The organism is Crocosphaera sp. XPORK-15E, assembly GCF_034931425.1.
Classification (GTDB): Bacteria; Cyanobacteriota; Cyanobacteriia; order Cyanobacteriales; family Microcystaceae; genus UHCC-0190.
In genome coordinates, this window is sequence record NZ_JAYGHQ010000006.1 from 190,123 (window position 1) to 209,467 (window position 19,345).

Here is a 19,345-nt window from a genome sequence, read left to right on the forward strand (position 1 = left end):
AGTGTCTACTCAAATAATTTTAGGCTTAAACAAGAGCTATTAAGATTATATAAGAGTAAAATAAATTTTTTAATTTTATAATCAAGTCTATTCTAATAATTACCTTAAAATTAGATTTTGTGTTTTGTATTAATATAATAAGGTACAAAAGAAAATAGTATCTTTGTCAACCTTTCTTAAACAATCGTTACAATGGCTACGCTCCTTGTTAATTAAAGCTTAGAGAATATTTTTAACCTCCAAAAAACTAGAGTTAAACCCTCAAATAATTAAGAAATGTAACGAAAAATAGGCAGATTTTGGTCAATTGTTTGCCTTACTATCTCGGTAGCAAGATTTTTATAAAGAATAATTACAATTTTGTCGGTTCGGGTTTTTAAATTACAGCATTTTGCAACTTTTTGAAGTACACCATTAATTTGTAGGGGCATGGCGATAATAAGTTGATGGTTTTAAGAGTAAGATTACTAATGCCATGCCCCTACCCTTGATGTCCTGATTTAAAATTAACAGCAAAACAGATTTTTGAGGTTTAAACAAAAATACAAGGAATATTTAACGCTTTTTGCAATAAAATTTGATATTCTTTATCACTGACTAAATAAGAGCCAAATCTTTCTAAATGTTCATTTTGTAATTGGGCATCAAATAAGATAAACCCTCTGGCTTTTAAATGTTCTACTAACTTTACCATAGCCACTTTAGAGCCATTGGGAATGCGATAAAACATCGATTCTCCAATAAAAGCACCCCCAAGAGTAAGGCCCAAAATTCCCCCCGCTAATTCGTCCCCTTGCCAAGTTTCAAAACTATGGGCAAACCCGGCCAAATGTAGCTGATAATAAATTTCAATTAATTCAGGAGAAATCCAAGTAACATCTCGATTAGCACAACCCTGACAAACCCCTAAAAAATCCCGATTAATCGCCACAGAAAACTGTTCTTGATTCAAAACCCGTTGCAGAGATTTAGGATAGCGAAAAGCCTCATCTAAGGGCATTAAGGCCCGTTGACGACTGGAATACCAACCCAGAACATTTTGTTCATCAGTCATCAAAAAGTAACCTTGAGCATATCCCTGTATAATGGGGTCTAGATCTTCGGCAAATTCCATCGTAGATTTCCGTAGTTAATAAATTTCCATGACGGTTGAACCGATTCCTCCCATTACTTTACCCCCAATTCGCCATCCCCAACAAGAAGGGGAATGGTTACAGATAGCTTTGCAAAACTGGCTAGATCAAGAATTTATCCCTGAAAAAGTCAACGAAAATATTGCTAAAAGGGCCGCTCAAATTTTCGTGCGTCAGCGACTAGAAGGGGAAAATGATTTAGGTTCCCTAGTCATTGCCATTGTGACGGAAATGCAAGCTTTTGACTTTCGAGAATCATTTTTTAGTGAGTTTGCTGTCGCTAATGCAGTCAGTGACTTAATTCTTGATAGTTTAGGTATTGATCGTTGCTGTGGAGAAAGTTAGCTATCAAGGGTTAGGGACATCCTTTTTATCAATGGACAATTGACAATGGACAATTGACAATTGGTTAATTTGGTTTAAAACCTCCTCTTTTAAGGGGAGAAATTAAAAAATTTTTCCTTATTTTCAATCCTCTACCTTTTAGGTAGAGGTAATTGTCAATTGTCCATTGTTCATTGTCAATTGTTGCAAGGGACTGTCCCAATCATTTCAATCATTCCTTGACAGCATGAGGAGAAGCTTACCAGCTAGATTTAACTACCCCAGGAAGTAACCCTTCATGGGCCCATTCTCGTAGAACATTACGGGATAAGCCAAAATCCCGATAATATCCTCTAGAGCGGCCTGTTAACCAACAACGGTTACGAAGACGGTTGGGCGCACTATTACGGGGTAAACGTTGTATTTGACGATGAATCTCGATTTTTTCTTCGTAGTCTTCAGCATTGTTAAACTCTTGTTTCAGAGCTTCTCGCTTATCTGCATACTTATCAATTAAGCGTTTACGTTTTTTCTCGCGTTCGATCAAGCTTTTTTTAGCCATAGGGGTTCAGTTTAGAATTTTCTAATTAAAGACACTATTTCCTATCTTATCAAAATTTTCGCCCAGGACAATAGATGTCGGTTGAAAGGGAGTGGGGAGGTGTGATTCGACTAAGCTCATCAACCGGGAGTACGGATAAAATTTGTCCATTGTCCCGTGGCCCCATCACCCTAATTATCGGTGACTTTTTCTTGCATTCTCTCCCAGCGAGGATTAGGATCTTGAACTGTTTGACGTAATTGTTGCCAACGAAGGCCAACGGGTTTGGGAGTTGCTGGCGTTGAGAGAGGAGCAGATTCACTCTTTAAAATCGAGAGCGCACGGTTATATTGAGGATCAGCATCGGTTCCCATTAGGGTTGGATCATTTCTTAACTGAACTTGTTGATCCATAGTTAAGTCAAGATAAACATCGGGATTAATCCCTTTATGATTAATATCCGTACCGCTAGGGGGATAATAACGGGCAATGGTAACAGCTAAACCTGAACCATCCGAGAGAGAATGTACTGATTGCACTGTCCCTTTGCCATAAGTAGTTGTACCAACAATGGTGGCCCGTCCATTTTCTTTGAGCGCACCCGTCAAAATTTCGCTGGCACTGGCCGAACCTTCATCCACTAAGATCACTAAAGGTAAATCTGTGATTGATGTACCATTGGCTGAAAAATGGCGATCGCCGCCTTTACGATCAATGGTACTGACGATTTCTCCTTTTTGGAGCCAGAGACGGGCAATATCGACGCTAGAAAAGAGGAGTCCCCCAGGATTACCCCGTAAGTCTAAAATGAAACCAGAAACCTGTTGCTGTCCTAGCTCTTCGATCGCTTGTTTCATTTGTTCAGCCGCATGGGAGCTAAATTCATCTAGCTTGATATAACCAATGCGATGTTTTTCATCTTCTTTGAGATAATAAGTCACGGAAGCAATTTCAATCTGAGCGCGTTTGAGAGTGACTTGAAACACCCCTTTTTCCCGCCGAGATAACTGTAAACTAACTTCTGTGCCTACTTCTCCGGTAATTTCTTCTTGGGCCTGATCTAAGGTCATTAAGGCGGTGGGTTTGCCATTGATCCGAATCAGGCGATCGCCGCGTTTAAGCCCTGCTTCCATAGCGGGGGAATTTCTGACAGCTTCTACCACATAAAGTTGGCTAGTACGTTTATCGAGGGCTAGTCGGACACCTACTCCTGATAACTCCCCAGAGGTTTGACTGGTGAGGACAGAAAATTCATTAGGGGGTAAAAAGCGAGTATAGGGGTCGCCTAAGTCTTTGAGAGCGTCCCGAATCGCTTTATAAGCTTGTTTGGGGTTAGCATAGTCTTGGCTGAGTAATTCCCGTCGTTTTTCTTGCCAATCAACCCGATTAAAGTTCCGATCGACAAACTCATTATTAACAATTTGCCACATCTCATCGACCATGGCTTTAGGATTATCTTCTAACACTTCGGGTTGGGGCGCACTCAAAGCGGGAGATGTGAAGCTATGTAGGGAAATCGTAGCGACGATTCCTCCCCAGAGTAAAGGGTGATTGAGGCTGAGGCGTTTTATACAGTTATTCATAGTATTTATCAAGGTCAAACGGGAATTAGGTGAGAAGGTGTTAGTTAAGCCAGTGAGGGCTGAGGAGTTACAAATTAAAACTTAATTCAGGGTAAGTTATAGATCAACCTTGGGGTTATGATGTTCCTCCTTTGTTCTACTTTAGTGGGAATTTAAGAAATCGAGTAAAATTTTTTGATGAATTGCGCCGAGAGGACGAACTTTGTCAAGTTTTCCTGAATAACATTGTCCTTTTTCAATATCTTGAGGCGGCACTAATTCCAAGTCGGCCCCTTCTTGTAAGATTAGCTGTTCTAGGGGAACAGTGAGAGGAGCATGGAAAATATGACGAATGGCCCGTTCATCGGCATAACAATCAAAGATAGTGGGATTTTGCAGATTGTAGTTAATTTCTTCCCATATTTCTCGTTTAACTCCTTCTTCTGGGGTTTCGTTGGGTTCTAGATGACCCCCAAAAAATCCCCAATGGCCGGGATAGAGAATGGTGGGAATATCATCTCGCAACTGCATTAAAAAGTGACCGTCTTGATGCAGGATAGCAAGAGCAACGACAGGGATGACACTATTTGGCGTTACGCTTATGGGGGAGGAGGAATTCATCGAAATTCGTTTGTGGTGTGGGTTTAACTTGGGGAGAGGACACAGGTTGAGCGACAGGAGAGGAAGCGACAGGAGGGGTGTCAAGTTTTTCTACCTCAACAATATACAATTCCCCCACATCTTGGCCCCCAATGGGAATCGATTGATAGGCCACTTTTCCTTTTATTATGATCTCTTGCCCCGTTTGGGGAAGGTCGCCATTAGTCAGTACCCAAACTGTCCCTGTGGCATCCTGGAGTTGATAGGAACCGCTTTCCATAAAAGGGGCCCGATCAACGACTTTTCCCTCTATGTAAATAATTCCTGCTTCTGGAGTGGTTTGTGGGTTGGTTTGGGGGGAAATTTCCCGAATAGGAGTAAGGGGGGTTTGTGCTAACCCTAAATAATTAAGTGGGGTACAACCAACCAGTCCCCCCACCAGGAGGGATAATATTCCACCATGAACCCCTCGAATGTTTAAAATTTTCATGATGACCGTGATTAGCTTGACCTTCTTGAGATATCTTAACCAATAGGACACTTCAGAATGCTCCTACGTTCCAAAATTTACTGACAATTATTCATGGCTCCTAAGACTGCTTCTTTGTTAAACGGTAAAGCATTAGCCCAAAAAATTCAGCTTGAACTCAAAGCTTCGATTGAACAGTTACAGCCTAAAATCGGTCGTCCTCCTGGTTTAGCCGTAGTTATGGTCGGAGATGACCCCGCGAGTGCGGTTTATGTTCGCAATAAGGAACGGGCTTGTGCTAAGGTGGGTATCGCTTCTTTTGGCCGTCATTTACCCCACCAAAGTTCTCAACAAGAGGTGGAGTCTTTAATTAAGGAACTTAATCAAGATGAACGGGTAGATGGGATTTTGGTTCAGTTGCCTTTACCTGCTCATTTGGATACTGTTGCCTTATTGCTGGCGATCGCTCCTGATAAGGACGCTGATGGCCTCCATCCTATGAATTTAGGCCGATTAGTGCGGGGAGAAAAAGGGCTACGCAGTTGCACCCCAGCCGGAGTCATGAATCTTCTAGAAGAATATCAGATTGAGGTCGCAGGTAAACACGCGGTTGTGGTAGGACGTAGTATTTTAGTAGGAAAACCCTTGGCCTTGATGTTGTTGGAGAAAAATGCAACGGTAACAATTGCCCATTCTCGTACTCCAGATTTAGGAGCAATGACCCGTCAAGGAGATATTATCATTGCTGCGGTGGGAAAACCGGAATTGATTACTGGGGAAATGGTTAAACCGGGGGCCGTGGCTGTTGATGTGGGAATTAATCGTATAATTAGGGCGGATGGGGCTTCTCAGTTGGTGGGGGATTTTGACTTTGATTCTGTGGCAGCAGTCGCTGAGTATATTACTCCTGTCCCTGGAGGGGTTGGCCCGATGACGGTGGCGATGTTATTACAGAATACTGTTTTAAGTTATAGCCAACAAGTTTGAGTTGTGACAGTCTAGAAGGCTGTGTTACGGTTAATCAACATTAATTTTTATTGGCAATGAAACCGTGAATTTTGGTCAGTGGATTGGGTTATCTAGCTTAGTCATTTCCGGTTATATTCTTTGGCAAATTAGACAACTGCTTTTACTTATTTTTACGGCAGTTATTTTTGCGACGGCACTTAATCGACTAATAAAATGGCTACAACGGTTTAAAATTCAACGAAATCTAGGAATTTTTATTGCTATTAGTAGCCTGATTTTATTAACTGTTCTTTTCTTTGGTTTAGTGGTTCCTCCCTTTATCGATCAGTTTCAAAATTTACTTGATTTATTACCGAATATTTGGGGAAAATTAAGAGAGACATTAATCTCATTGAGTGAGCAAGAAAGTCGTTTTTTTTGGTTGTCTTCTACCCCATCTTTAACGGATTTAATTAACCAATTACAACCGTTGTCAACGGCAATATTTAAGAATTTTTTCAAGTTATTTTCTAATTCTTTTGTGGCGATTTTACAATTAATTTTTGTTTTTGTCCTAACGATTATGATGATTATTGATCCCCAAAGATATCGAAAAGCTTTTCTCAAGTTATTTCCGTCTTTTTATCGAATAAGAGGAGATGAAATTCTAGATATTTCTGAAATTGCTTTAGGTAACTGGTTAATAGGAATTACAATTAATTGCTTATTTATTGCGACGTTAAGTGGTTTAGGTTTATGGATTTTACAAGTTAAATTAGTCTTAGTTCATGCTATATTAGCGGGGTTATTAAATTTGATTCCCAATGTCGGCCCAGCAGCGAGTGTAGTTTTTCCCATTATGGTAGCATTACTTGATTCTCCTTGGAAAATTTGGGCAATTATTGTTTGGTATTTTATCATTCAAAATATCGAAAGTTATTGGTTAACCCCAACAGTAATGGCCAAACAAGTTTCCCTTTTACCAGCAGTTACTTTAATGGCACAAATTTTCTTTGCTCAAGCTTTTGGTATCTTAGGCTTATTATTAGCTCTCCCTTTAGCAGTTGTGGCTAAAACTTGGATTGAAGAAGTCTTATTTAAAGATATTTTAGATCCTTGGAATCAATTGATTAATGTTGTTGAATATGATGATAAAATTTAAACAATTATTGAGCTTAACACCTTTACTTTTTTTGTCTCTTTTATCTTTACCTACCAATGCACAAACAGAAACGGTGTTAGAAAAAATTAATCAAACAGGGTTACTTAAAGTAGGTATTCGAGAAGATGCAGTCCCCTTTGGTTATCGAGATATTAACGGAGATTTAAACGGATTATGTTTAGATTTTATCGCAGTTCTTCGAGGGGAATTACAACGTAAATTAAACAAAAAAGTAATCGCTATTAAGTTATATAAATCAACCCTATTTAATCGCTTTGAATTAGTCGGCGATCGCATTGTTGATTTTGAATGTGGCCCTAATACAATTCGTGCTATTTCTGACTATAATATTCAATTTTCTTCTCCTTTCTTTTGGACGGGTACTCAACTACTTGTCAAGGCGGAAAATGAACAATCAATCAACTCAAATAGTACCTTAGAAAATGTGTTAATTGGTGTCTTAAGAAATACGACTAATGAACAATTAATTTCTCAAAAATATCCCTTGGCAAATCAGGTAGAGTTTCAAGGCGTTACCGGTCGTTTTCGAGGTATACAAGCCTTACAAGCGGGTAAAATAGAGGCATTTGCTAGTGATGGCATTTTATTAATAGGACAAGCATTAATCCAGGGCTTGGCGATCAACAAAGACTATGTTTTGCTGCCTAAATACCCCTTAGACTGCGAAAATTATGGCTTAATTTTGCCCAAAAATGATCCTGAATGGTTAAATTTTGTGGACTCAGTTATCAAAAATTCTGCCAGTAGAAGCAGTTTTGAACAGTGGTTTGGAGAAACTTTACCGCAAATTAAGGACATAGAATCTTTTTGTCAGACACAAACCTAATTTTAAACCCTGAAGGGTTAGGCTATATAAACAAAGCCCGCCTTCGCGGGCTTTAATTATTTTGTATCTTCTGAGTTTTCTGGAGTTTCTTCAACCTTTTCTGCTTGTTCAGTAGTCTCGGCAGAATTAACGGGAAAAGGTGGGGTTTCTGGGGTGGTTTCTGGTTCTATGTTAATGGTTTCAGTTGCCACTTTCTCCAGTTTCGGTTGATAACTTTCAATCAGTGTTTCTGCTTCTTCATCAGCAATAAATGGTTCAAAATCAGCCGTATATTGTTCTAAGGTTTCGGGTTGATTAGTTGTTTTTTCTAGAACAACTTCCGATGAAATTGTAGTTTCTTCAGAAATTTCTGCAATGGTTTCTGCTACAACTTCTGACAAGTCTTCTTCTTTGTCGTCATCCCAGTTTGTTTCTTCCCTTGTAATTTCTTCAGTTGTTTCGACAAAAATTGGGATAGTTTCTTCAATTTCTAATGATTCATCTTCATCTTCATCTTCATCTTCCCAGTTTTCTGCTTCTATCTCTTTTTCCTTTTCTGGTAAGGGTTTAGAAACAGGTTGAGACTTAGATTTCCCAAACCCAAACCAAGATTTCCAGGAAAATCCCTGTTTTTTGCTTGCTGGTTGAGGGGGAACATCGGATGATAATTCTGCTTCAGTCTCAGTCTCCGTTTCCGTCATAAGGGGTTCGGATAAGGGTTCTGTTTCAGAGGTTTCAGTTTCCTCTATGGTAACAGGGGTTTCTCTTGTCTCAGCGACCTCTAGGACTTCCTCTAAGGTCATTTCCTCCGCAACTTCTGAGGTTTCCATTTCGGGGGTTTCTTGGGGTTGAGAAATTACTTCCTCTTGAGGAATTGTGGGTTCCTCCGTTTCTTCTGTAACCGGGGTAGGTGTTTCAACCACTGTGGGGGGGACAGGTTGGGTTTTTCTTCCCAGACGGTTTTGTACCCAAGTTAGCAAAGAAAATCCGCTAAGATCAGTTTGTTCATCAGGATGGGCGATCGCCCGTCGTAAGCGAACTGTTTGCCAACCAAAGGATAACATCAAGGCTACAGCAGCAGCTTGGCCTAACAAGACTCCTCCTGTCATTCTTCCTGCACATACCCACAAAATGAGGGCGTAGAATAAACCGACACCACTCCAGAGAAAGTCATCTTTTCGATGTAGTTCTGGTAAGAAAAATGCCGATAAATAAAGACTTAAGCTTGCAAGGGCAATGGCGATCGCTAGGATGTATGCCAACATCTGTGGGTTACTCCTTTGGTGGTTTCTCTTTCTTATTGTGAGGCATCTTGCCTGTTCTTGTTCATCAATTCTGATAAATAATTTTACAAAGTAAGTTAGATTAATCAACAAAATCTTGTTTTGCTTAGCGAGATCAATGATCGCAGCACAAGTCCTCTCTCTCTCGTTTCGGGGTGAACCCTATGAGTCAGTCTCCAACGCCTCAAGACTCCCTTTCTCGTCGTCTTAACCGTCTTCTGAGACTGGTGAGACAACCCAAAACTATCGCGGTGGGAACCACCTCTTTTGCTTTAATTCTCCTTGCTTATGGGGGGTTACGTTTATTTTTGCGGGAATATTTACCTCCTTGGTTAGAAGAACAAGTCAGTCAAGTCATTAATCGTCCGGTGGAAATTGGGGAGTTAAAGGGCTTTTCTTTGACCAGTTTACACCTAGATATGGCTTCGATTCCAGCGACTTCTCAACAGAAAAATAAATTAATAGCAAAAACTGTCATTATTAAGTTTAATCCCCTCGCTGTTTTATTTGAGGGAACTTTACCGATTACAATTTCTCCTGAAGATGTTCAGGTTGAAATTCGTCAAAAGTCTCAAGATGAATGGTTAACGGTAGAGGTAAATGATGAACTAATTCCTCTTGATTTAGATTTAACTTTTGATATAAAAAACACTGATATTGCTTTATTTCCTCAGAATGCGAAGAATCCGGTTAAGGTGAAATTGAAGGGTAAGGCAACTTATCAAGAAAAGGGAGAAAAACAATGGAAATATGCCATTAATCTTGGCTTTTTTGATACTGACGAAATTACCCTAAAAGGGAGAACATTAATTGCTACAACCCAAAGTGAAATTGAGTTAACCTTGAATAAGTTAGCTTTACCAGCAGTGATGTCTTTATTGCCTAATTTTCCGGTGGAAGTTGTGGGAGGTGATTTACAAGCAAATCTTAATCTTAATGTGCCATCTATTGAAAATTTGAGGGAAACTCAAGGTAAGGGAAATCTAGCTTTAGGAGAGTTTCGAGGACAAGTTAAAGCATTAAAAGAACCGATTAAGGCTTTGGCTAATATTTCTTTTAATAAGGATAAAATTTTAATTGACAAAGCTCAAATTAGTTTAGGAAAAATTCTCACAAATATTCAAGGTTATTATGATTGGAAGACGGGAAGTAATATTAATATTGCTGTTCGGAATTTAAGTGTTAGTAATATTCGTCAGGTTGTTCCGTTTTCTTTTCCTTTTAAGCTTAAGGGAGAGTTTGAAGCAAATCTTAACCTAACAGGAATGCTTCAAGATCCTTTATTAAAGGGGAAAATTGTTAATAATAAAATAATTGAAGTTGCTCAAACTCCTATTAAAAAGATTGCGGCTGAGTTTCAAGTTAATTTTGATGATTTTTTATTGCAAAACTTGCAAATTGAAACCCAAGGAGGAGGAGAGATTAAAGCGCAAGGAAAACTGAAACAAAATCTAACTAAATTAATTAAAGAAAAGAAACAAATTAATTTTAAAACCTTACTTTTTGAGTTAAATTTTCAAACAAAATTACCGAGTCAAACCCTGATTAATGCTTATTACAAGTTACCTAATCAATTAAATTTAGATTTGTTGAAAGCAGAAGGAACAGTTAAAGGTACTCTCGAAAATCTTAATGGTTTAATTAAATGGCAAACTTCGGGAAACTTAAAACAATTAAATACTGAAGTTGTTGGTCAAGGAAACATTTTTATTAAACAAAATAATTTACTTTTAAATAATACAGTAATTAAGACAAAAAAGGGAACTATTAATGTCACAGGAAGGGGAAACTTAAAAAATACACAATGGCAAGTTTCTTTGTTGACAGAGAAATTAGAGTTAAATTCTTTTGCTGCTATTTTTTGTCAAAATCAGCCTTTTCAATGTCCTCAAAATATTATCTTAAATAACGGAAATATTCGCTTAGCAGGGAACTTTAATCAACCCATCCTACAATCTCTTAAAATAGATTCTAATCTCTTATTATCGATTGATCAAGGTAAAATTTCGATTAATAGTCAAATCCAACAAGGGAATTTTATCACATCATTAACAACCTTACAATTACCGATCAATTCATTTTTACCTCAGTTAACAATTCCTGTCACCTTAAATAATGCTCAAATCAATTTATTGGGTGACTTAACAACAATTTGGCAAAATTCAACCCTTAACTTAAATGCACTTAAAGGTAATGGTAATGTTCTATTAAATATAGGAAATAGTCGCATTACTGCAAGGGGAAATTTACAAGGAGAGTCCTTAGAAGGGGTTGCTAATATTAACAATTTATCGGTTAATCAGGTGTTTTCTCAGCTTCCTATTCCCGTTAATATTGTTAAGAGTGAAATTGACTTAAAAACCAATCTGCGATCGCTTTTATTTTCGGGAACAAAACCCAACTTTAATACAGTACAAATCAGAGCAAATACAGAGCTATTAATTGATAATCAAACTATCATAGCTAACAGTCAATTAAACCAAGGAATTATCAAAATTAATGCCACAACAACCCCCTTCATAACGACTCCTTTAATTTTTGAATCTTATCCTAGTATTAAAGTCAAAAAAGCTCAAACTAATTTAACTGCTAGTTTATCATCGGTGCTTTCTTTTGATCTTAGTAGTCTTGAGGGTTATACCGAAGCAGAATTAGAAATTGCCGAAGGGACAGTTACCCTATCTAATAAATTTAATAATAATCAAATAACGTCTAATATTAAAGCAAAAAATATTAATTTATCAAGTCTTAATTCTGAACTTTTTTCATCATCAATATCTGAAAGACTTAATGCAGAAATTAAGACTTCCATTGCGCTAAATTTAATTTTCTCATCTGAAACACTATTGCCGATCAAAGTAGAAAGTGCTTCCCTTAATTTAGGAGACAAAAACTTACAAGCTAATGGCTCCTTATTAGTTTCTGATTTATGGACTGTTCCTGATATTAAAAACCTATTATTTAACGTAGATACAAAATTTGACTTAAACATCTTTCCTCTCGATAAAATCTTAGCTAAAATTCCGATTAATCGAAAATTATTGCCCACAAAATTTCAACTAGAAGGAGTCGGAGAATTTAACGGAAAATTAGCAGGCAATAATATATTAACTGCTCCTTTTTCTCCAGGTAATTTACAATTAAATGGAGATCTAAAATTATCAGCATTGAGCTTTAATGAGTTAATTTTTGAACCTATTTTACAAGGAAAAGTAGAAATAGACTTATCTAAAAAAATATCAATAAACTTACAAGGGAAACAAGACGTTATAAGTGCTTTTTTTGAACCTTGTTTACAAGAAAAATGTCTTTTTCCTTATTCAATTCAATCATTTAAAATTCGTCAAGATTATAATAATGAATTTCCCATTATTGCCCAAGGAAATCGTCAAGATAATAACCTAATTGCCAGACTAGAAAATTTACCCATAGAACGATTAAGAATCATGCCCTTAGGGGATTATGGTTTGCCTAATTATTTAGGAGGAAACCTCAATTTTGATTTGACTTTTAATCCTTCAAAATCAAAAGCGATAGGAAAAATAACAATTATTGATCCTCGATTTGGTAAAATAGTAGGCGGTAAATTACAAGCAAATGTCATCTATCAAGACCATAAATTTATATTAGAAGAAACAATTTTTAATATTGGCGAAAGCAGCTACAATATTGCGGGTAGTTTTGATATTAAATCAAAAGAAATTATAGGCAAAGCTAACATAAATGATGGTTACATCCAAGATATTTTAACAGCTTTGCAAATCTCTAACTGGGATAGTTTACTAAGGTTATTACAACTGAAAAAACCTAACTTTACGACAGCAGGAAAAATCAGCACAAACCCATTAGGAGATGCAGAGTCTCCCCTTGATCAACAACTCAATCAATTCTGGAATAATGATCGCAAAGTTCGACAAATTTTTGCTGAAAGTCAAGCGGGAGACTTACCGAGAGAATTAGATTTTCGAGGCAAATATCAAGCTAAACTTAATTTAAGTGGAACCCTTCAAGATCCTAAAATTTCCTTACAATTTGAAGGAGATAAATGGCAATGGACTCCTCAACCTTCTACCGCTTCAATTGTCAGATCATTGGGATTAGTTATGGAAAGTTTTCAAGTAATTCCTATTGAAAAATTAGCAATTCAAGGAGAGTTAAGTGATGGGTTAATCCAAATAAATCCTAGTATTAAAGTTGGACAAGCTTTAGTTAATGCAAGCCTTAATTTAGCCTATCAAGATACTAAATTTTCTTTAGATTCTTCAGAATTTAAAATACAAAATCTAACCTTAGATTTTGTGCGTAACTTAATTGTTATTCCCAGTGATGTCAATGGTATTATTAACCTTGAAGGCACGATCAATGGAACTTTAGCAAAACCTAAAATTGACGGACAGTTTGAATTTAATGATGGCGCAATTAATGCTAGATTACTTAATCAAAATTTAAGGGGAAAGTTTGCTTACACAGATGATCAACTTCGGGTTAATACAACTTATCCAGACTTTATAAAAATCACAGCTAATATACCTTTTCCAATTATAGAAAATCGTGATAATTACTTTGATATTAAAGCAAATTTGGGTCAACAAACTTTTGCCTTATTACAACCTCTTACCCTGGATCAAATTATTTGGGTAGAGGGAAATGGAAGCATTAATGCTGATCTTAACGGTAAAATTTATGTTGATAATCAAATTAAGATATCTTTAGACAATGATAGTAAAATTTCTGTTAACTTAGATCAGACAAAATTTACTAATAATCTTTTACCCACAGTCGTCACACTTAATGGACAAATAAACTTACAAAATGGCAATATTAACGTAGAAGATTTAACCGCAAACTTTGCTAAAAATCAGATAAATGCAAGAGGCATTTTCCCTTTATTTCCCCCTAATTCTAATAATCCAATTACCAACCCTTTGACCATTAATATTACTCAAAATGAAATTAATCAATCTGGAATTTATCAAGGATTAATTAATGGAGAAATCTTAATCACAGGAGCATTAATTAGCCCAATTATTGGAGGAGAAGTAAGGTTTAGTCAAGGAAAATTAATGGTTCCTGACATCAATCTAAAATCAGAAAATCAGCCAGAAATTTTTGTTAACTGGTTAGGAACATTAGCTTCAAACAACAACCTAGTTATTCCCCCTCAATTAAATAATTTTAAGATATCTCTTGAAGAAATCGCAGTTCAAAAAATAAATAAAAGACCAAACATATTTAGTGAAACCCCTAATGTCTTTCTTAATTTGAGTGGTGATCTAGCTTTAAATGGTCAAATAAATAGCTTGTCAATTGCTGAATTACTATCTCTTGAACCATCAGGACAAATTAGGATTAATGGGGGTCAAGTTAATATCCCAATTACCCGTGTATTTGTCAGTCGTCAACATGAAAATACCTTGACATTTTTTCCCAACCAAGGATTATTAAATCCTAGTATTGACTTAGAACTTAAACTGTATCTTTTCCTAGTTGGTTTACAATCGATTAAAGATAATGAAATTACAGATGATATTGTGCAAAGTGGTCGAGCAAAATCAGCAGAAGTCACCTTAACAATTCGAGGAAGTGCTAGTGAAGTATTGCCGACTTTGGGTCAAAAATTAGAACAAGTTTGTCAACTAAGATCTGCTAATAGTCCCCCAATTCCTGCATCTTCCGAGATTTCTCCTGAGAAGTTACGCCAACTAGCAAGATGTATTGAAGTTAATAATTTAGGAACCAATTCCATTCAAGATTTACTGCGTTCTCCTATTGTTTCATTTTCAAGTAATCCTCCTCTTAGTAATAGTGAACTTTTAACATTATTTGGGACAAAAAAATATGATATTGCGGAGCAATTACAAGGGCAAAATTCTACCCAATTACTTGAAGCAGGTGTCCTACAATCTGCTGTTGTTGTCTTACCATTTTTACAAGATTGGGTCTTTGAATCTAATGAAGCAACGACTGAATTTGGGAAAAAATTAGGCTTAACAAATTTACGTTTATATCCTGTGTTAGAAACGGTTTATGACTTGCCAGAAAATGCACTAATTCGGTTTTCTTATGACTATGGGTTAAATGAAGCTACTATTCGTTATGAGACAAAATTTTAAGACAAGTAATAGTAAATTTATTGTATATATAATGAAAGAATGATATTAGGATTAAATATAGAACAGATTGCCGAAGCTTTGGAATTAGATAGGGAGCAAGTCAGAAAAGCAACCCAATCTAATTCTTAATACATTTATTTCTCTTAAAATTTGGCTAATTCATTTGCTTTCTTAGCCAAATCAACATCTTTATTAGTAATACCTCCCGCATCATGAGTCGTTAAGTCAATCGTGACACGATTATAAACATTAAACCATTCAGGATGATGGCCCATAGATTCAGCAACTAGAGCAACACTAGACATAAATCCAAAAGCTTCAACAAAGGATGGAAATTGGAACTGACGATGTAATTTACCATCTTTTTCAGTCCAACCATTTAATTGTTTTAAGGCAGTTTTTACTTCTTCAGACGATAATACTTTAAGATCGCTCATAGCTATTTCATGATTTACAATAGGAGATAGAGAAGCCTGAGAATTCACAGGGAAAGTGTTACTAACAACAAATAGAAACATTGCCACACATAAGAGCAAGATTATTCTAATTCCTTTCATACCTAGTCCCTAACTTCTTAATCCCTTTCAGCTTAACAAAAATCAATTTCTGAAAAACTCACCCAGTTGGATGAGTCAATTAGGGGGAAGTATTTGTCATGGGATTCCCCTTAAACTAACTCCATCACCATAATACGGTACTTATCATGGCTCTTACCCTACCTCAATGGCTGCATCCCCATTTTACCAATAATAAAGAACTTCAGATTACTCAACACCATCAAACTGAAGAAAAGAACATTAAACATTCTATTAACGATAAGAACAAAGAAACTCCCTCTTTAAGTTATTTAGATGATTATATTCATCAATGGTTTTAACCAATAACAGATAACCCTTCGACAATAATAGAAGGAGTGTAACAAGATTCTGTCCAACGGCAATCATTTCCTAGGATAATGACTTCTTTAAGGGCATTGTAAACGTTCCCTGTTACCATTGTATCCTTAATTCTGCCCGTAATTTTTCCCTTCCTGACTCCATAACCTAAGTCAACATTAATCGAAAATTCCCCAGAAAGATCAGCCCCTCCCCCTAACATTTGATCGACAATAATACCTCGATCTAATTGTTGAATTAACTCATTAAAGTTATCAGTTCCAGGTTCAACAATTAAATTGACTAAACTAGGGGTAGGATAACGGCCCAGACTGGGACGAAAGCCATTTCCGGTGCTTTCTTTACCTAAAGCGTGTCCAATGGTGCGATCGCTGTAAAATTGTTCTAATTTTCCCTGAGTAATTAGGGCTAAATGTTGAGTAATAGTTCCCTCATCATCAAACGGACAAGTGTAGGGTTCTCGATTTGGTTGTTGCGTAATGGTTAATTTTTCAGAGATTACCTTTTCGCCTAATTTATCACTCCAAGGAGAAGATTTTTCTAAGACAACTTTTCCATTAATTGCATCAGCAACCGTTCCCCATAACATGGCTGCTGCATTGGGTGTAAATAACACAGGAATACGGCCAGTCGCGGGTGATACATTTTCTTTAGCCCATTCTAAACGTTGTAAAATCTCTTTAACAACCCCATCAGTATTAATGTGATTTCTGGTTTGTTCCCCTTCATAAATACCTAAGAAATCTTCTCCCCTGACCCATTCTAATCCCAAATAATAATTGATGGAAGTTTCACTATATTCGCAATAAAGCCCTTGAGAATTGAGTAAATAAGTGACATCTTCTTCGCAAGAAAATTCACCGCTACAAATCGCTTCTGGATAGGCTTCTCGTAATTGAGAAATTGCATTTTTTCCCGCTTCAATTAATGTTTCAACCGGAACAAATTCTCCAATATTGGGATGAATATCAGTGCGCGAATCACTTAATTCGATAGTTTCAGGACTGTTTAACTCAGAAAGTGCGATCGCCTTTTCTACTAATTTTTGACTCTCCACTTCTCCATAAGCAACTGCTAACCCTGGACATCCTTTTTTCCAAAGACGTAAAGCAGTGCCTTCTGACTGGGAACTTTCTAATTGTTTGAGACGGTTTGCTTCAAAAAATACCGGATGAGAGAGGGAACGGGAATGATAAACTTCTGCTTGAGAAGCCCCCATTTTTAAGGCTAAATCAATTAATTCTTGGGCTTGTTTCGTCATAAATAGTAACAAATATATCTAGTAGGTTTTGGCTCAATGTAGGTTGGGTTGAACGATAGTGAAACCCAACAAAACCCCCTGGTGTGTTGGGTTTTGTTCCCTCAACCCAACCTACTACTTTGTGCAAATAGTTTTAGGGTTTATAAGCACTTAAAACCCGTTGAACATAGGTTTTAGAAGGATCTTGATCGCAACCTTGATATTTTCCCGTCATCCACCAACAAGCGACCCCTTGCACAGATTTCATCTCATTTTTGGTCGTCTGATATTGGCTGTTTAATTCCCGTTTCACAATACAACTAACGGTCTTTTCTGCCGCTTTAGCATCCTTTTCAAACTGTTCAGGGGTTAATTCTTTCCCCACACATTGTTTAGTCCAACTAGGAATAATATTGGGTAGAACTTGCCAAGCACTATACATCCCATCATTAGGACGGTTAGGGGGTGCAGCTTGTTTCAGGGCCTTCACTAAGGCATTGACTTGATTATCCTTAATTTGAGCCATACTGGGTAAAGGAATTAAGCCAACTGTAGTGACTAAACTAGCGATGATCAGAGTTTGAACGGTTTTCATACTTATATTCCAAACATTTCCAGTAAGTATTTATACTTTACAAGGTTTTCCAAAATTTGGCATATTCTCAGAATCTTGCACCTAGCTTGAAAAACCCGATTTCTGACCAAATAGTAACGAAGTCATGGTTGGTTTGCTCTCTTTAAAAATCGGGGTTTTGTGATCGATTGATAACGTGGTGTGAGATCCTAGAAATAGCGAATAGAATCTTAAGGGAGTCTTAAAATAATGGCAGAAAATCGTCAATCAACCGTCGTCATTACAGGTGCATCATCAGGGGTGGGTTTATACGCGGCTAAAGCCATGGCCAAGCGCGGTTGGCACGTTGTTATGGCTTGTCGTAACCAACCTAAAGCACACCAGGCGGCCAAGGAATTAGATATTCCTATGGATAGTTATAGCGTGATGCAGCTTGACTTAGGTAGTTTAGATAGTGTGCAACAGTTTGTCAAGGATTTTAGAGCCAGTGGGCGATCGCTGGATGCTTTGCTGTGTAATGCTGCCATTTATATGCCTTTGTTAAAGGAACCTTTACGCAGTCCCGAAGGTTACGAGTTAACCATGACCACAAATCATCTGGGACATTTTCTCTTATGTAACCTCATGTTAGAGGATCTGAAAAATTCGACCGCCCCTGAAAAGCGGTTAGTGATTTTAGGAACTGTCACCCATAACCCTGATGAGTTAGGGGGCAAAATTCCGCCCCGTCCCGACTTAGGAAAACTGGAAGGGTTTGTTAATGGTTTTAAAGACCCCATTACTATGATTGATGGCAAAAAGTTTGAACCTGTGAAAGCCTATAAAGATAGTAAGGTGTGCAATGTTTTGACTATGCGAGAATTACACCGACGCTATCATGAAACCACAGGAATTATCTTTACCTCTCTTTACCCTGGTTGTGTGGCTGATACTCCTTTATTCCGTAATCATTATCCTTTGTTTCAGAAGATTTTTCCCTGGTTCCAAAAGAATATTACAGGGGGTTATGTGTCTCAAGAATTAGCAGGTGAAAGGGTTGCTGATGTGGTTACAAAACCCGAATATGGCCAGTCTGGGTCATATTGGAGTTGGGGAAATCGTCAGAAAAAAGGCCGTGAGGCTTTTGTGCAGAAGGTTTCACCCCAAGCAAGGGATGAGGAAAAAGCAGAACGGATGTGGGATCTTAGTGAACAATTAGTCGGTTTAGTCTAAAACAGTTAAGGTGGGCAATGCCCACCCTACCTTTACCCGTAGGGGCAATTCATGAATTTCTCCTACTATTTTGACTTAGATCTTGCACCAACACCAAAAAGCTAAAAAAATCCGATTTTTAAACGGTGAAACCCTGATTCTTCCGTTGAAATTTAGGCAAAAAATCGGATTTTTGGCTCAGGTGGAAGATCTGAGTTGACATCAAATTCCACAAATGTCCAAATATTTAATATTCTTATCTTTCACAAAAAACAATATGTATAAATGTTAAGCTGCTGAAAGTTATTTTGGTAATTTAGACCAATTTTTATGGAAGGATGTCCAAGTTTACTGAATTTAATTTTTAACATTAATTCAAAAAAATAAGAGCAAAAACTTGGGAAATGGGGAGAGTCATAAGAAAATATTATACCATCTAAATCTTGATGTTTGTAACCCTTGATTTTAAATTTGAGGTTAGTT

16 protein-coding genes are annotated in these 19,345 nt (G+C 37.1%); 7 read left to right on the plus strand and 9 right to left on the minus strand.

Going from position 1 to position 19,345, the window contains the following annotated elements; translation table 11 throughout:
• Positions 1 to 532 precede the first annotated feature (532 nt).
• Entirely contained in the window at positions 533 to 1,114 is a 582-nt protein-coding gene (aat, locus tag VB691_RS07470; protein ID WP_323290845.1) for a leucyl/phenylalanyl-tRNA--protein transferase, read from the minus strand.
• A gap of 28 nt (positions 1,115 to 1,142) precedes the next feature.
• Between aat and VB691_RS07475 the strand changes: the two genes are divergently transcribed.
• On the plus strand, positions 1,143 to 1,478 hold the full coding sequence (locus VB691_RS07475) for a hypothetical protein (protein ID WP_323290846.1): 336 nt from the start codon (positions 1,143 to 1,145) through the stop codon (positions 1,476 to 1,478).
• A 238-nt stretch (positions 1,479 to 1,716) separates the two neighbouring features.
• Here the strand turns inward: VB691_RS07475 and rpsN are convergent, their stop codons facing one another.
• The 4 genes from rpsN to VB691_RS07495 all read right to left on the minus strand — a co-directional run bounded on the left by rpsN (position 1,717) and on the right by VB691_RS07495 (position 4,650).
• Entirely contained in the window at positions 1,717 to 2,019 is a 303-nt protein-coding gene (gene rpsN / locus VB691_RS07480) for a 30S ribosomal protein S14 (protein ID WP_323290847.1), read from the minus strand.
• 170 nt (positions 2,020 to 2,189) lie between these two features.
• Positions 2,190 to 3,581, minus strand: a complete 1,392-nt coding sequence (gene ctpB, locus VB691_RS07485; RefSeq protein WP_323290848.1) for a carboxyl-terminal processing protease CtpB — start codon at positions 3,579 to 3,581, stop codon at positions 2,190 to 2,192.
• Between the two features lie 141 nt (positions 3,582 to 3,722).
• Positions 3,723 to 4,181 (minus strand): NUDIX hydrolase, encoded by a 459-nt coding sequence (locus tag VB691_RS07490; protein ID WP_323290849.1) that lies wholly within the window; start codon positions 4,179 to 4,181, stop codon positions 3,723 to 3,725.
• Complete coding sequence (locus tag VB691_RS07495) at positions 4,144 to 4,650, minus strand: DNA-binding protein (RefSeq protein WP_323290850.1); 507 nt, start codon at positions 4,648 to 4,650, stop codon at positions 4,144 to 4,146. Before VB691_RS07495 ends, VB691_RS07490 begins: the two co-directional genes overlap by 38 nt.
• Positions 4,651 to 4,743: 93 nt before the next feature.
• Between VB691_RS07495 and folD the strand changes: the two genes are divergently transcribed.
• From folD to VB691_RS07510, 3 genes are all read left to right on the plus strand, one after another.
• On the plus strand, positions 4,744 to 5,616 hold the full coding sequence (gene folD, locus VB691_RS07500) for a bifunctional methylenetetrahydrofolate dehydrogenase/methenyltetrahydrofolate cyclohydrolase FolD (protein WP_323290851.1): 873 nt from the start codon (positions 4,744 to 4,746) through the stop codon (positions 5,614 to 5,616).
• Between the two features lie 64 nt (positions 5,617 to 5,680).
• Positions 5,681 to 6,739 carry an AI-2E family transporter gene (locus VB691_RS07505; protein ID WP_323290852.1) on the plus strand — a complete coding sequence of 353 codons (1,059 nt, stop codon included), beginning with the start codon at positions 5,681 to 5,683 and terminating at the stop codon, positions 6,737 to 6,739.
• On the plus strand, positions 6,726 to 7,586 hold the full coding sequence (locus tag VB691_RS07510; RefSeq protein ID WP_416244867.1) for an amino acid ABC transporter substrate-binding protein: 861 nt from the start codon (positions 6,726 to 6,728) through the stop codon (positions 7,584 to 7,586). The genes VB691_RS07505 and VB691_RS07510 overlap by 14 nt, the downstream gene beginning before the upstream one ends.
• 56 nt (positions 7,587 to 7,642) lie before the next feature.
• Here the strand turns inward: VB691_RS07510 and VB691_RS07515 are convergent, their stop codons facing one another.
• Positions 7,643 to 8,830: a Ycf66 family protein gene (locus VB691_RS07515; RefSeq protein WP_323290854.1), complete on the minus strand. Its 1,188-nt coding sequence runs from the start codon at positions 8,828 to 8,830 to the stop codon at positions 7,643 to 7,645.
• A 182-nt stretch (positions 8,831 to 9,012) separates the two neighbouring features.
• Between VB691_RS07515 and VB691_RS07520 the strand changes: the two genes are divergently transcribed.
• Positions 9,013 to 14,961, plus strand: a complete 5,949-nt coding sequence (locus VB691_RS07520) for a translocation/assembly module TamB domain-containing protein (RefSeq protein WP_323290855.1) — start codon at positions 9,013 to 9,015, stop codon at positions 14,959 to 14,961.
• 143 nt (positions 14,962 to 15,104) lie between these two features.
• Here VB691_RS07520 and VB691_RS07525 read toward each other — a convergent pair whose 3' ends face one another.
• Positions 15,105 to 15,398: a 4a-hydroxytetrahydrobiopterin dehydratase gene (locus tag VB691_RS07525; protein ID WP_323290856.1), complete on the minus strand. Its 294-nt coding sequence runs from the start codon at positions 15,396 to 15,398 to the stop codon at positions 15,105 to 15,107.
• A gap of 266 nt (positions 15,399 to 15,664) precedes the next feature.
• Here VB691_RS07525 and VB691_RS07530 point away from each other — a divergent pair, with 266 nt between their 5' ends.
• On the plus strand, positions 15,665 to 15,838 hold the full coding sequence (locus VB691_RS07530) for an elongation factor G (RefSeq protein ID WP_323290857.1): 174 nt from the start codon (positions 15,665 to 15,667) through the stop codon (positions 15,836 to 15,838).
• On the opposite strand, the gene VB691_RS07535 is transcribed toward VB691_RS07530, so the two are convergent.
• Both VB691_RS07535 and VB691_RS07540 read right to left on the minus strand, forming a co-directional pair.
• The gene (locus VB691_RS07535; protein ID WP_323290858.1) at positions 15,835 to 17,118 is read right to left on the minus strand and encodes a TldD/PmbA family protein; all 1,284 of its coding nucleotides are present in this window, start codon (positions 17,116 to 17,118) and stop codon (positions 15,835 to 15,837) included. The genes VB691_RS07530 and VB691_RS07535 overlap by 4 nt on opposite strands.
• Positions 17,119 to 17,251: 133 nt before the next feature.
• Positions 17,252 to 17,692 carry a hypothetical protein gene (locus VB691_RS07540; protein ID WP_323290859.1) on the minus strand — a complete coding sequence of 147 codons (441 nt, stop codon included), beginning with the start codon at positions 17,690 to 17,692 and terminating at the stop codon, positions 17,252 to 17,254.
• A gap of 228 nt (positions 17,693 to 17,920) precedes the next feature.
• On the opposite strand from VB691_RS07540, the gene VB691_RS07545 reads away from it, so the two are divergent.
• Positions 17,921 to 18,883 carry a protochlorophyllide reductase gene (locus VB691_RS07545; RefSeq protein ID WP_323290860.1) on the plus strand — a complete coding sequence of 321 codons (963 nt, stop codon included), beginning with the start codon at positions 17,921 to 17,923 and terminating at the stop codon, positions 18,881 to 18,883.
• Positions 18,884 to 19,345 lie beyond the last annotated feature (462 nt).